We start from the raw sequence: 14,335 nt of genomic DNA, 5'->3' as shown, positions 1-14,335 counted from the left end.
TTCTATTTATATTATCACTAATCGGGTTTTTTCGTTATGTCTAAAACAGTTTCAATTGCTATCGATGGTATGTCATGTGCGGGCTGTGCATCAAAATTAGAGGCCGCGCTAAATGCTGAAAACGGTATTCAAGCTAGCGTTAATTTTGCGCTTAAGAGTGCACAGATAAATATAACTGATACCGCAACAAGTCATACTGTTAAAGCGATTTTAGATGATAAAAAATATTACTATCATACCGAATCATTATCACTTTCTGTCGGAGGTTGGTCTTGTGCTAATTGCGCGGCAAAAACCGTATCTAAATTATTAGTAAACAAGCACATTTTAAGCGTTGATGCTAACTTTGCGAGCGAGAAAATAACCGTAACGTATTTTTCTGGAGCTGTCCTTCCTGCGGATATTATTAACTTGATCATTCACCTCGGCTATAAAGCTACTGTTAATCGCGGGAGTATGGTGTCACAAACAGAAAATTTATTGGCCAGAGAAGTCGAATTCAAAAGAAAAAATAAGCAGCAGCTGCTATTTGTGATCATCTCTGTTTTATTAACCTTGCCTTTAGTTGCTGGCATGCTAACTATGTTTGTTAGTGATATTAACTTCCTTATCCCCGTATGGCTGCAATTATTATTAGCCACACCAATCCAATTTATTATTGGTCGTCGTTATTATTTAGGTGCATATAATTCATTAAAAAATGGTAGTGCAAATATGGATGTACTTGTTGCTACAGGTACCAGTGCTGCTTATTTCTATAGTTTATATTTATTTTTAACGATAGGTGAAAGTGCACAAGGTGCGCTGTATTTTGAAGCCAGTGCGGTTGTTATTACTTTAATAAGTCTTGGTAAATTCTTAGAAGAGAATGCGAAACAAAATACGTCTTCGGCTATTAATGCTCTGATGATGTTGAGGCCGGAAGTGGCTAACGTAAAACGTGGGGATGAATGGCTAAAACTCCCTATTGAAGAAGTCGTCATTGGGGATGAAGTTAGGGTTCTTGCGGGCGAAAAAATACCAGTAGACGGCGTTATTATCGATGGTCAAAGCGAACTAGATGAATCTATGATCACTGGAGAAAGCCTACCGGTAGTAAAACAGCCTGGACAAACGCTTATTGGTGGCTCTATTAATGGCACTGGCGTTTTACTGTTAAAGGTCAATGCGGTTGGTAACGATTCCAGCTTAAATAAAATTATCTCTCTTGTCGAAACTGCCCAAATGGGTAAAGCTCCTTTTCAGCAATTAGTTGATAAGATAAGTAATATTTTTGTTCCGGTTGTATTAACCATAGCTACGCTGACATTTTTAGTCTGGTATTTTGGCTTTGATGACTTTGAAAATGGTTTAATTTCTGCTGTAGCGGTATTAGTTATTGCCTGTCCTTGTGCTTTGGGTCTTGCAACGCCAGCAGCATTAGTTACTGGGACCGGATCTGCTGCACGACAAGGTATTTTAATTAAAGATATAGATACCTTGCAAAAAGCACATAAAATTACCGATGTAATGTTAGATAAAACTGGCACGTTAACACAGGGTAAGCCCAAGGTTACCGCTGTACATTGCTTTGATTATGATGAAGAGGTTTTAATTAGCAGTGCTGCGGCTGTTCAACAGTTCAGTGAACATCCGTTAGCAAAATCGATTATCAGTTATGCACAAGACAAGCGACTTAAATTATTACCCGCCTCTCAAGTTGAAACTATCATCGGCTATGGTATCAAGGGGAATGTTGAAGAAGACAAAGTTTTGATTGGTAATCGCGAATTAATGCTCGCAGAGGGCGTTAGCACTAAAGCTGGTGATTCGTTACTTGTTGAATTAAGTGAACATACCGGCTCAGAAATGTGGATTGCAATAGATGGTCATCTTGTTGGTTTAGTTCTTATAGCTGATACCTTACGTGTTGAAAGTAGGGCTGCGATTGCATTGTTACAACAAGCTGGAATTAATACGATAATGCTGAGTGGTGATAATGCGATGGCGGTAGAAAAAATTGCTGCAGCACTAAAAATAGATCACTATTATGCGCAGGTAAAACCTGAAAACAAATCAAGTTACATCCAAGACCTACAACTATTTGGAAAAACAGTTGCCATGGTTGGTGATGGGATTAATGATGCGCCTGCATTAGCTCAAGCGGATATTAGCATTGCGATGGGATCTGGTTCGGACGTCGCGCTGGAAACTGCAAATATTACCTTATTAAGAAATGATCCTCGTTTGGTTTCTGCAGCAATGGATATTTCGAAAATAACTTGGCGTAAGATCCAACAAAATTTATTTTGGGCATTTATTTTTAACCTTATTGGTATTCCGTTGGCTGCAGTTGGCTATTTAAGTCCTGAGATCGCAGGCGCGGCAATGGCATTTAGCAGTATTGCAGTATTGTCGAATTCACTACTGATTAAGCGTTGGCAGCCTAAGTTTGTTCACCAATAAATATATTGAAGCATTATCGATTAGACAAGCTTGATTGCCTTGAAACAATAAAGTAGCAGGTTATATGATGAAAAATATTAGTTCAGTAGCAAAAGAAGTTGGTTTATCAACAAAAACGATCCGTTATTACGAAAGTATTGCTTTAACCTCTGAACCTATTCGGGGGGATAATGGTTACCGTTATTATGATAAACGCATTATTGATGAGTTAAATTTTGTGAAGCGGGCGCGAGATGCAGGGTTTAATCTTGAAGAATGCAAAGAATTAGTGCACCTCTATAAAAGTGAAGAGCGTACAGCGGCTCAGGTAAAGGCATTAACGTTAGAAAAAATTACCGATATCGAAGCACGTATTGCAATATTACAAGGCATGCACAGTACGCTATTATCATTAGCATCTTCTTGTAAGGGCGATAACTCTTCAGAGTGCGCTATTTTAGATCAGCTTTCTATTGAATAAATATCACTGTTGCCTACTTTCCAGTAAACTAAGCAGTAAATAACACGACAAAATATTTGTGAAATAAAAGGTTTTATATGACTGGTTCAGCATTATCACGCGAAGATGAAATATTATTATCAGATTGGCTATCTGGTGACGAAACACCAAAAGAAACATTATCATTAATTGCGATGAAAGGTTTTTTCTTTGGTTTAGTTGCTGCACCTGAACCAATAGAAACTGAAGATTGGATGGATATGATCTTTGGCGGTGCTGCACCACAAAATATTACGGATGATAAATTATTCGCGATTATCTCTGTTTATAATGAGATCAGTGAACAGGTCTATGAAACGGGAGCTAAATTACCAGCCGAGTGTATCGAGACTGCTGATTTTGCGGACAACTTTAACTCCGGTGAAGCATTAAATGATTGGTCGATTGGTTTTGCGATTGGTGCTGCTTTTTATTATGAAAGTTTAGTAAGCTCACTGGCTGACGATAGTGAAATGCATCAAGCATTACAAATGGCGTATTTGTGCTTAAGTTATTTCTCCTGTGCTGGTACTGCGCAACAAATTGCACAATTACAACAAAGTGAATGGGAAACATTTACGCATACCGTATTAGAGATGATGCCTGATTTCATTGTCGCTTATGCTCAAGTGATTGAACAAGCGGCATTGGCAAGTGGTAATTATGATGATGACGATTGGAATGATGACGAACTGATTGATTAATCACTTGGTTATTATTTAATAACCGTGAGTAGTCAGCTGTTATTCACGGTTATATTTGTCTCGTAATATTAAGCTTATCGCTTTTGTCCTTTTACTGGCTGCTTTTCTTAATTACTATTTTCATATACCTGCCTATTTTATAAAAATGCCTTATCTATTATGATGTTTCAGTGTCACTTTTTGATCGCCGTAATCATGCATAGGAAGTCTAATGTCGAAACAAGTAAATAAAATACCGACCAATATTATTACTGGTTTTCTTGGTGTCGGTAAAACAACCGCTATCCAACAGTTACTTAAGCAAAAACCGGAAGGTGAAGTGTGGGGAATATTGGTTAACGAGTTTGGTCAAATAGGTATTGATGGTACTTTATTATCTGCATTTACTGAAACGTTAGACAATCAAGAACAGCGTATTATTGTCAAAGAAATTCCAGGCGGTTGTCTTTGCTGCGTCGCCGGGCTACCCATGAAAATGGGATTGAATATGTTAATCAGTAAAGCAAAGCCTGATCGTATCTTGATTGAGCCAACAGGACTTGGGCATTTACAACAAGTGATTAAAGATCTATCGGGTGAATTTTACTGTGATGTTTTAGCGCTCAACGCAACTATCTGCTTGGTTGACCCTATCCATCTTAATGATCGTAAATACGTTGAAAATAATCACTTTCAAGATCAAATCAGCTTGGCTGATGTACTTGTGGCGAATAAAACGGAGCAACTAAATAGTGAAGATAAGCGCTGTTTCATGGACTTTTCTGCACAACTATTACCAGCTAAAAAATCAGTCGTGTGGACGCATCATGGTGAATTTTCAATTGATACTCTCGCGCTGCCACTTGATTATAAACGCCGGTCTCAACATTTATCCGCGCATCTAAAACATAGCCATACACATCATCATCATGAAAAAGAGTCGTTAGCGCTCGATACCGATCTGCGTTTTGAACGCAATCATGGTGAAGGACAGGGTTTATTTAGTTATGGCTGGACTTTCAATCAGCAACAGGTATTTAATTTAATGGCACTAGCGACATTATTAGAGCCTTTGGAAGTTGTGCGTTTGAAAGCTGTAATTAAGACCGAACAAGGCTGTTTTTCGATAAACAGTGTTAATGGCGAATGTGACTTTATGCCCATCAGTGAGTTGGAAACGAGTAAGATCGAAATCATTAGCATGATTGAGCTACCTTGGCAAAAGCTCGAAGAGGCATTATGCGATTCTCTCACTCTCTCGAGCAGAAAATAATTGAAGCCAAATTTTTAAATTGCACTTTTAAAACCAAATGTAGTGATATATAGCTTGGTTTGTTTATATTTTAGCTATGAATTGCTGATATTCAGGTGATTAGTACAAACAAAACAATCATTATCTGCGTGTTTTTACGTATACTTTAATTATAAACTTTCTGTCAATAAACGTTTGGTGCCGATGATGGTTGATAAAAAAATTAAATCTTTATTACTTATACGACTTGGATACAGTAACTAAGCCTTGAGTGTGGTGCTTAGTTGCTGTTTTTACCCAGCGCGATGATCGCTAATTCATCATTGATGATGTGACTGTAAATACGTAAAAGGACTTTAATATGACTACATTTAACCACAGTAAGTACCAAGCTTTCCCAATCCTAAATATGCCTAATCGACAATGGCCGAATAAGAGTATTATTCAGGCTCCGCAATGGTGTAGTGTTGATTTACGCGATGGCAATCAAGCGCTTGTTGAGCCGATGACTGTTGCGCAAAAGCGCCGTTATTACCAACTTTTATTGACTATGGGTTTTAAACAAATCGAAGTTGGTTTTCCTGCTGCATCGAAAATGGATTTTGATTTTGTCCGCTGGTTAATTGAAGAAAATAAGATCCCAGATGATGTGACTATTCAAGTTTTAACCCAAGCGCGTGAAAGTCTTATCGAAAAAACATTCGCAGCACTAAAAGGTGTGAAACAGGCGATTATCCACGTCTATAATTCAACGTCGACAGTACAAAGAGAGCTTGTCTTTCAAAAAGATCGTCAAGGTATAATTGATATCGCGGTGCAAGGGGCTACATGGGTTAAACAGCATGCTGATGCTAATCCTGGGCCTTGCTGGCAGTTTGAATATTCACCGGAAAGTTTTTCGGGTACAGAATTGGATTTTGCCGTTGATATTTGTGATGCGGTCAATGCGGTTTGGCAGCCAACACCGGCAAATCCGGTCATTATTAATTTGCCTGCAACGGTCGAAATGTCGACGCCGAACGTGTTTGCAGATCAAGTCGAATGGTTCTGTGAACATGTGCAGGGTCGAGAAGCCATTACCGTCAGTGTACATACTCACAACGATCGTGGTTGTGCTGTTGCGGCAGCTGAACTCGCTGTGATGGCGGGAGCAGATCGTGTGGAAGGTACCTTATTAGGTAATGGTGAACGTACTGGCAATATGGATATTATTACGATGGCTATGAACCTTTATAGCCAAGGTATCGATCCTAAACTTAATCTTGGCGATATTGATAATGTTATTACCACTATAACGGAATGTACCAAGCTACCTGTTCATCCTCGTCATCCTTATGTTGGTGAATTAGTGTATACCGCTTTTTCTGGAAGTCATCAGGATGCGATTAAAAAATGCCTAGACCGTAGAAAACCTGAAGATACTTGGAATGTGGCTTATTTACCTATTGACCCAACTGATTTAAATCGAACGTTAAAGCACGTTATTCGTGTAAATAGCCAGTCGGGTAAAGGAGGCATTGCTTATTTACTTGAACAAGAATATGGCGTGCAGTTACCTCGTTGGCTACAGGTTGAATTCTCTAGTGTGGTACAACAAAAATCGGAAGCAACCGCTAGTGAGTTGATGATCCCGCAAATATGGCAGCTATTTAAATCAACTTATGGAAGTAGTGATGACTTTTATAAGTTAATGGAATATAACGTTAGTCATGGCAATATAGATAAAATACAGGCTCAACTTGAAAATGCTGGCGAATTAAAAGCGATCACAGGTGAGGGGAATGGAGCCTTAACAGCCTTTATACAAGCGCTAAAACAACATTTTAATATTGAATTTGATGTAGTTAATTTTAGTGAGCATGCATTAAGTAAAGGTGCAGATGCCGATGCAATTGCTTATTTACAACTGAAAACTGCAACACAATCCGTTATTGGGGTTGCGGTTAACCGCGATATTTTAACGGCATCACTAACGGCATTATTAAATGCAGTGAATCAAATAGAAGTGATTAAAAACCTTGTTGCCGCATAATAGAGAATTGGTGTTTAGTGTTACTGAACACCCATTCTCTATATTAGTTTTGTTCACAGATATCTGTAGCCCAAGGGCCTAAGGTTTTTCCGCCTTGGCCCTTATATACAAATTTCACGCCTACATGATCTTTGTGCGCTAATCGATAAATGGTACTATTTTTATTTTCACATAACGCATAATGCGTTTGTTTTTCTATTTTATCTTGTTGCCAGATAAGATTGTTGGCTGGCAGTTGGTAAATGACTGTCAGAATTGAGTTGTAGCGATCAAATTTCAGATGCTGATAATTATCCGCCATTGTTTGATAACGTACGATAGCAATATTATCTAGTTTGGTGGGCTGGTATTTGTAGTTAGGTGCCGATTGACATCCATATAGACCAGTACTCAGCACAATATATGCAAGTAACTTCTTCATAAAACAGCACTTCCTTGTGTTATTTCGATTGTCGTTAATAAGTAATAATATTAACACTCGCTTAACATAATTGGCTATTGTTTTAAGTCATTAACTATTACACTTTAGTGCTGCATAATGTAAGTGGCTGATAAGATTAGTAAGTTGAAAGGTTTAGGCACACTAGTTATGATTTTTTGTGCTATTTCTTTAGTCTGAGAATAAAATTAATTGCTTTACCAAGTTGCTGATAGCGTTGTAAATCTGTTTTGTCATACTTGGTTGATAGATAGGTAATGTTGTTTCTATTCTTTAAATAGCGAGAAACTTGTAAACGATTGAAATTACCTATTTTGTATAGCATATCAAGTAATGTACTGGCATGTTCATCATCAAAGGCTAGTTTGAGCGGGTATTCAGTTTCTTTATAATCGACTTGCTCTAGTGATACTTTTTTGATTAACTGCTTTTCTTCTAAATATTCTAGCCATTGTTCTACCAACAAAGGTTTACAACCTGCGAGTAGGTTGAAAAAACCACCACTATCACTTTTACATTGGGTTAGTAGTAAGCAGGCAAAATTATCATCAGTAGCGCTAAAGGTGACTTCGCCTGATTCTGTCCACAGTAACGATGTAACTTGAATCGTTGCTTGTTCTTGATTAAAACCTTCGCATTTAAAAATAAACATAATTGATTTAAATAATGGAAAAATTAATTATACGCAATTTACCCATAAAATAATATTAGCTTAAACATGCTCTGTTAATTTATGGACCTGATCTAAGCATACTTGAAATAAATGCTGAGCTGGAACACTGGTTTTATCTATTGTTGTGAGCTCGTCTATTAATAAAGGTAATAATGAAGGCGTTGTAGATTGATATAAGCGGGTTGGTAAACCAATTGTTACTCGAGCTGAAAACGATAATATATCAATCTGACTTGTTGCTAATGATTCAACTGAATATAAGCAGTCATGCGGTAACCATATAGATTGTGATTGATTGAGTGTGATAAGTGTTTTACCTAAACGAATGTTGATATCACCGCTGCGTATTACAAGGAGTTGAGCTTTGTATTGTCGTTGGCGTTTGGTTTTCTCGGCGACTAATAGGTTTAAGCGGGTATATTCAATAGGTAAAGACATGATAGTTTCATTATGAGGTAAAATGTAGGGATAAAATAATCGATATATGGAGTGATGGCTATTATAAGCATAGAGTGAATGTTATTTATCGAGCAGTTTGGTCGTTGACGTGATCTATTTGGCTGTTATGTGAGCAGCTCTTTGTCTGGTTACATGTTTTGTTAATAAAGACTTGCCATGTAAAGTTAGATCTCTATAATGCGACCTCACTGACACGGCAACAGCCGCTCAGTAAGGTGTTTAAAAAGAACTTAGGTTACTTTTTGAACGTCCTGAATAAAGCATAAATATGTGCTTGACTTCGAATTTGGTTTGCGTAGAATACGCAGCCTGACTAAGACGCAAAGCGTTGATGTCAATGCTCTTTAACAATTTATTCAAGCAATCTGTGTGAGCACTTGCAGAGATATAATGACCAAAAATTATATCAATGTAATTGTGAACATTAAATTAAATCGAAAGATTTGGTTTTATAAACAACAAACTTCGGTTTGTTGTTGAAGTACAGAATTCATTGAGCCGACTTAATCGCTTAGGCGATTAGTCAAAAACTTTTAATTGAAGAGTTTGATCATGGCTCAGATTGAACGCTGGCGGTAGGCTTAACACATGCAAGTCGAGCGGAAACGAAGAATAGCTTGCTATTCTGGCGTCGAGCGGCGGACGGGTGAGTAATGCTTGGGAATCTGCCTAGTCGAGGGGGACAACAGTTGGAAACGACTGCTAATACCGCATACGACCTACGGGTGAAAGGGGGCCTCTTCTTGAAAGCTCTCGCGACTAGATGAGCCCAAGTGGGATTAGCTTGTTGGTGAGGTAAGAGCTCACCAAGGCGACGATCCCTAGCTGGTCTGAGAGGATGATCAGCCACACTGGAACTGAGACACGGTCCAGACTCCTACGGGAGGCAGCAGTGGGGAATATTGCACAATGGGGGAAACCCTGATGCAGCCATACCGCGTGTATGAAGAAGGCCTTAGGGTTGTAAAGTACTTTCAGCGAGGAGGAAAGGTAGTAAATTAATACTTTACTACTGTGACGTTACTCGCAGAAGAAGCACCGGCTAACTCCGTGCCAGCAGCCGCGGTAATACGGAGGGTGCAAGCGTTAATCGGAATTACTGGGCGTAAAGCGCATGCAGGCGGTTTGTTAAGCGAGATGTGAAAGCCCCGGGCTCAACCTGGGAACTGCATTTCGAACTGGCAAACTAGAGTTCTTGAGAGGGTGGTAGAATTTCAGGTGTAGCGGTGAAATGCGTAGAGATCTGAAGGAATACCAGTGGCGAAGGCGGCCACCTGGCAAGTAACTGACGCTCAGATGCGAAAGCGTGGGTAGCAAACGGGATTAGATACCCCGGTAGTCCACGCCGTAAACGATGTCTACTCGGAGTTTGGTTCCTTGAGAACTGGGCTCTTAAGCTAACGCATTAAGTAGACCGCCTGGGGAGTACGGCCGCAAGGTTAAAACTCAAATGAATTGACGGGGGCCCGCACAAGCGGTGGAGCATGTGGTTTAATTCGATGCAACGCGAAGAACCTTACCTACTCTTGACATCCATAGAACTTTTCAGAGATGAATTGGTGCCTTCGGGAACTATGAGACAGGTGCTGCATGGCTGTCGTCAGCTCGTGTTGTGAAATGTTGGGTTAAGTCCCGCAACGAGCGCAACCCTTATCCTTATTTGCCAGCACGTAATGGTGGGAACTCTAAGGAGACTGCCGGTGATAAACCGGAGGAAGGTGGGGACGACGTCAAGTCATCATGGCCCTTACGAGTAGGGCTACACACGTGCTACAATGGCGCATACAAAGGGCTGCAAACCAGCAATGGTAAGCGAATCCCATAAAGTGCGTCGTAGTCCGGATTGGGGTCTGCAACTCGACCCCATGAAGTCGGAATCGCTAGTAATCGTGAATCAGAATGTCACGGTGAATACGTTCCCGGGCCTTGTACACACCGCCCGTCACACCATGGGAGTGGGCTGCACCAGAAGTCATTAGCTTAACCTTCGGGAGGGCGATGACCACGGTGTGGTTCATGACTGGGGTGAAGTCGTAACAAGGTAGCCCTAGGGGAACCTGGGGCTGGATCACCTCCTTACGTAAAGTTGTTAATTTTTGTAAGTGCCCACACAAATTGCTTGAATAGAAAGTTGAAAAGCATGTAAGAAATGCGATAGGACTGTAGCTCAGTTGGTTAGAGCGCGCCCCTGATAAGGGTGAGGTCGGTAGTTCAAATCTACTCAGTCCTACCAATCTTCTTACGAACTCTATGATGTGGGGCTATAGCTCAGCTGGGAGAGCGCCTGCCTTGCACGCAGGAGGTCTGCGGTTCGATCCCGCATAGCTCCACCACATCATAGTTGTTAAAATACAAAGCTAAGCAAGCTTAATGCTTATCTTTGCTTTTTAGCAAATTGCTCTTTAAAAATTTGGAAAGCTGAATAAATAAAGAAGTTCTTAAAACACGTTATTACTTCGGTAATAACAATATAGTGTTCTTGAGTATTCTTGAGGCGAAAAAAACTAGATAATACCTAGTTATTTCAATTGTACGGTCGACTTTAGATTGTATGGTTAAGTGACTAAGCGTATACGGTGGATGCCTAGGCAGTCAGAGGCGATGAAGGACGTGTTAATCTGCGTTAAGCTGTGGGGAGTTGATAAAAAGCGTTAATCCACAGATTTCCGAATGGGGGAACCCACTCTACTTTGTAGAGTATCGTAACGTGAATACATAGCGTTACGAAGCGAACCGGGAGAACTGAAACATCTAAGTACCCCGAGGAAAAGAAATCAATAGAGATACCCTTAGTAGCGGCGAGCGAACGGGGTCTAGCCCTTAAGCAGTTTGGAAGTTAGTGGAAGATTCTGGAAAGTTTCACGATACAGGGTGATAGTCCCGTACATGAAAACGACCTTACTGTGAAATCGAGTAGGACGGCACACGTGATATGCTGTTTGAATATGGGAGGACCATCTTCCAAGGCTAAATACTACTGACTGACCGATAGTGAACCAGTACCGTGAGGGAAAGGCGAAAAGAACCCCTGTGAGGGGAGTGAAATAGAACCTGAAACCGTATACGTACAAGCAGTGGGAGCAGACTTGTTCTGTGACTGCGTACCTTTTGTATAATGGGTCAACGACTTAATTTCAGTAGCAAGGTTAAGCGAATAGCGGAGCCGTAGGGAAACCGAGTGTTAACTGCGCGAATAGTTGCTGGGATTAGACCCGAAACCCGGTGATCTAGCCATGGGCAGGTTGAAGGTTGAGTAACATCAACTGGAGGACCGAACCGACTAATGTTGAAAAATTAGCGGATGACTTGTGGCTGGGGGTGAAAGGCCAATCAAACCGGGAGATAGCTGGTTCTCCTCGAAAGCTATTTAGGTAGCGCCTCGCGTCTAACTATTGGGGGTAGAGCACTGTTAAGGCTAGGGGGTCATCCCGACTTACCAACCCTTTGCAAACTCCGAATACCAATAAGTTCAATCGCGGGAGACACACGGCGGGTGCTAACGTCCGTCGTGGAAAGGGAAACAACCCAGACCGTCAGCTAAGGTCCCAAAGTGTATGTTAAGTGGGAAACGATGTGGAAAGGCTCAGACAGCCAGGAAGTTGGCTTAGAAGCAGCCATCTTTTAAAGAAAGCGTAATAGCTCACTGGTCGAGTCGGTCTGCGCGGAAGATTTAACGGGGCTAAACATACCACCGAAGCTACGGATGCAAAGACTTGTTCTTTGCATGGTAGAGGAGCGTTCTGTAAGCCGTCGAAGGTGAGTTGAGAAGCTTGCTGGAGGTATCAGAAGTGCGAATGTTGACATGAGTAACGATAATGGGGGTGAAAAACCTCCACGCCGAAAGACCAAGGGTTCCTGTCCAACGTTAATCGGGGCAGGGTGAGTCGACCCCTAAGGCGAGGCCGAAAGGCGTAGTCGATGGGAAACAGGTTAATATTCCTGTACTCACTTATATTGCGATGGGGTGACGGAGAAGGTTAGGCTAGCATGGCGATGGTTGTCCATGTTTAAGGTTGTAGGCTGTATGCTTAGGTAAATCCGGGCGTACATTAAGGCTGAGAACTGATGACGAGTCTCTACGGAGATGAAGTAGTTGATACCCGGCTTCCAGGAAAAACCTCTAAGCTTCAGATATAAGAGAATCGTACCCCAAACCGACACAGGTGGTTAGGTAGAGAATACTAAGGCGCTTGAGAGAACTCGGGTGAAGGAACTAGGCAAAATGGTACCGTAACTTCGGGAGAAGGTACGCCAATGATGGTGAAGGACTTGCTCCGTAAGCTATTGTTGGTCGCAGAGAAATGGTGGCTGCAACTGTTTATTAAAAACACAGCACTGTGCAAAATCGAAAGATGACGTATACGGTGTGACGCCTGCCCGGTGCCGGAAGGTTAATTGATTGGGTTAGACTTAGGTCGAAGCTCATGATCGAAGCCCCGGTAAACGGCGGCCGTAACTATAACGGTCCTAAGGTAGCGAAATTCCTTGTCGGGTAAGTTCCGACCTGCACGAATGGCGTAATGATGGCCACGCTGTCTCCACCCGAGACTCAGTGAAATTGAAATCGCTGTTAAGATGCAGTGTACCCGCGGCTAGACGGAAAGACCCCGTGAACCTTTACTATAGCTTGGCACTGAACATTGAACCTACATGTGTAGGATAGGTGGGAGACGTTGAAGCATTGTCGCTAGATGATGTGGAGTCAACCTTGAAATACCACCCTTGTACGTTTGATGTTCTAACGTAGGCCCCTTATCGGGGTTGCGGACAGTGTCTGGTGGGTAGTTTGACTGGGGCGGTCTCCTCCCAAAGAGTAACGGAGGAGCACGAAGGTTGGCTAAACATGGTTGGACATCATGTGGTTAGTGCAAAGGCATAAGCCAGCTTAACTGCGAGACAGACACGTCGAGCAGGTACGAAAGTAGGTCTTAGTGATCCGGTGGTTCTGAATGGAAGGGCCATCGCTCAACGGATAAAAGGTACTCCGGGGATAACAGGCTGATACCGCCCAAGAGTTCATATCGACGGCGGTGTTTGGCACCTCGATGTCGGCTCATCACATCCTGGGGCTGAAGTTGGTCCCAAGGGTATGGCTGTTCGCCATTTAAAGTGGTACGCGAGCTGGGTTTAGAACGTCGTGAGACAGTTCGGTCCCTATCTGCCGTGGGCGTTTGAGAATTGAGAGGAGCTGCTCCTAGTACGAGAGGACCGGAGTGGACGAACCACTGGTGTTCGGGTTGTTATGCCAATAGCATTGCCCGGTAGCTAAGTTCGGAACTGATAACCGCTGAAAGCATCTAAGCGGGAAGCAGGCCTCGAGATGAGTTCTCACTGGAGCTTTAAGCTCCCTGAAGGGCCGTTGGAGACTACAACGTTGATAGGCAAGGTGTGTAAGTGCTGTGAGGCATTGAGCTAACTTGTACTAATTACCCGTGAGGCTTAACCATACAAATTAAAGTATGATTAATTGAAATATCGACTTAAGAATAGACAGAACACTTTATGTTTTAAAGACTTCTTTATTTATAGCTTTTCAGATTTTAAAGATACAACTTGAAAGCAAACCAAATTTGCTTGGTGACCATAGTGTTGCGGTACCACCTGATCCCATTCCGAACTCAGTAGTGAAACGTAATAACGCCGATGGTAGTGTGGGGCTTCCCCATGTGAGAGTAGGGCATCGCCAAGCGCCAAACAACGTCGAGAGACTATAAATTAAGACTGATGGAAACATTAGCACAGATTGTGCGGAGTGGTAGTTCAGTTGGTTAGAATACCGGCCTGTCACGCCGGGGGTCGCGGGTTCGAGTCCCGTCCACTCCGCCAACAAACAACGAAAGCCTGAATCGAAAGATTCAGGCTTTTTTTGTGCCT

Annotated in this window: 8 protein-coding genes, 3 tRNA genes and 3 rRNA genes; 11 read left to right on the top strand and 3 right to left on the bottom strand. The window is 41.8% G+C overall.

Going from position 1 to position 14,335, the window contains the following annotated elements:
* Window positions 1-36: 36 nt before the first annotated feature.
* The 5 genes from HWV01_RS22135 to leuA all read left to right on the top strand — a co-directional run bounded on the left by HWV01_RS22135 (window position 37) and on the right by leuA (window position 6,890).
* Window positions 37-2,445 carry a heavy metal translocating P-type ATPase gene (locus HWV01_RS22135; protein WP_211673514.1) on the top strand — a complete coding sequence of 803 codons (2,409 nt, stop codon included), beginning with the start codon at window positions 37-39 and terminating at the stop codon, window positions 2,443-2,445.
* Window positions 2,446-2,509: 64 nt separating this feature from the next.
* Window positions 2,510-2,905 carry a Cu(I)-responsive transcriptional regulator gene (cueR, locus tag HWV01_RS22130; RefSeq protein ID WP_249185405.1) on the top strand — a complete coding sequence of 132 codons (396 nt, stop codon included), beginning with the start codon at window positions 2,510-2,512 and terminating at the stop codon, window positions 2,903-2,905.
* A 77-nt stretch (window positions 2,906-2,982) separates the two neighbouring features.
* Window positions 2,983-3,627, top strand: a complete 645-nt coding sequence (locus tag HWV01_RS22125) for a UPF0149 family protein (protein ID WP_211673513.1) — start codon at window positions 2,983-2,985, stop codon at window positions 3,625-3,627.
* 211 nt (window positions 3,628-3,838) lie between these two features.
* The gene (locus tag HWV01_RS22120) at window positions 3,839-4,879 is read left to right on the top strand and encodes a GTP-binding protein (protein ID WP_211673512.1); all 1,041 of its coding nucleotides are present in this window, start codon (window positions 3,839-3,841) and stop codon (window positions 4,877-4,879) included.
* Between the two features lie 340 nt (window positions 4,880-5,219).
* Window positions 5,220-6,890: a 2-isopropylmalate synthase gene (gene leuA / locus HWV01_RS22115; RefSeq protein WP_211673511.1), complete on the top strand. Its 1,671-nt coding sequence runs from the start codon at window positions 5,220-5,222 to the stop codon at window positions 6,888-6,890.
* A gap of 43 nt (window positions 6,891-6,933) precedes the next feature.
* Here leuA and HWV01_RS22110 read toward each other — a convergent pair whose 3' ends face one another.
* From HWV01_RS22110 to HWV01_RS22100, 3 genes are all read right to left on the bottom strand, one after another.
* On the bottom strand, window positions 6,934-7,311 hold the full coding sequence (locus tag HWV01_RS22110; RefSeq protein WP_211673510.1) for a hypothetical protein: 378 nt from the start codon (window positions 7,309-7,311) through the stop codon (window positions 6,934-6,936).
* Window positions 7,312-7,492: 181 nt separating this feature from the next.
* Window positions 7,493-7,981: a hypothetical protein gene (locus HWV01_RS22105; protein WP_211673509.1), complete on the bottom strand. Its 489-nt coding sequence runs from the start codon at window positions 7,979-7,981 to the stop codon at window positions 7,493-7,495.
* Between the two features lie 60 nt (window positions 7,982-8,041).
* Entirely contained in the window at window positions 8,042-8,440 is a 399-nt protein-coding gene (locus HWV01_RS22100; RefSeq protein WP_211673508.1) for a hypothetical protein, read from the bottom strand.
* Between the two features lie 555 nt (window positions 8,441-8,995).
* Between HWV01_RS22100 and HWV01_RS22095 the strand changes: the two genes are divergently transcribed.
* From HWV01_RS22095 to HWV01_RS22070, 6 genes are all read left to right on the top strand, one after another.
* A 16S ribosomal RNA gene (locus HWV01_RS22095) occupies window positions 8,996-10,540 on the top strand.
* Between the two features lie 77 nt (window positions 10,541-10,617).
* Window positions 10,618-10,694: transfer RNA gene (locus HWV01_RS22090), tRNA-Ile, on the top strand.
* 24 nt (window positions 10,695-10,718) lie between these two features.
* Window positions 10,719-10,794 (top strand) — tRNA-Ala (locus HWV01_RS22085).
* A gap of 220 nt (window positions 10,795-11,014) precedes the next feature.
* Window positions 11,015-13,908: ribosomal RNA gene (locus HWV01_RS22080) — 23S ribosomal RNA — on the top strand.
* A 126-nt stretch (window positions 13,909-14,034) separates the two neighbouring features.
* Window positions 14,035-14,150, top strand: a 5S ribosomal RNA gene (rrf, locus tag HWV01_RS22075).
* Together the 16S, 23S and 5S rRNA genes with 3 tRNA genes alongside form the textbook arrangement of a ribosomal RNA operon.
* Window positions 14,151-14,210: 60 nt before the next feature.
* Window positions 14,211-14,287 (top strand) — tRNA-Asp (locus HWV01_RS22070).
* Window positions 14,288-14,335 lie beyond the last annotated feature (48 nt).

It is taken from the genome of Moritella sp. 5, from assembly GCF_018219455.1.
GTDB lineage: Bacteria > Pseudomonadota > Gammaproteobacteria > Enterobacterales > Moritellaceae > Moritella.
This window is presented reverse-complemented; position numbering and strand designations above follow the sequence as displayed.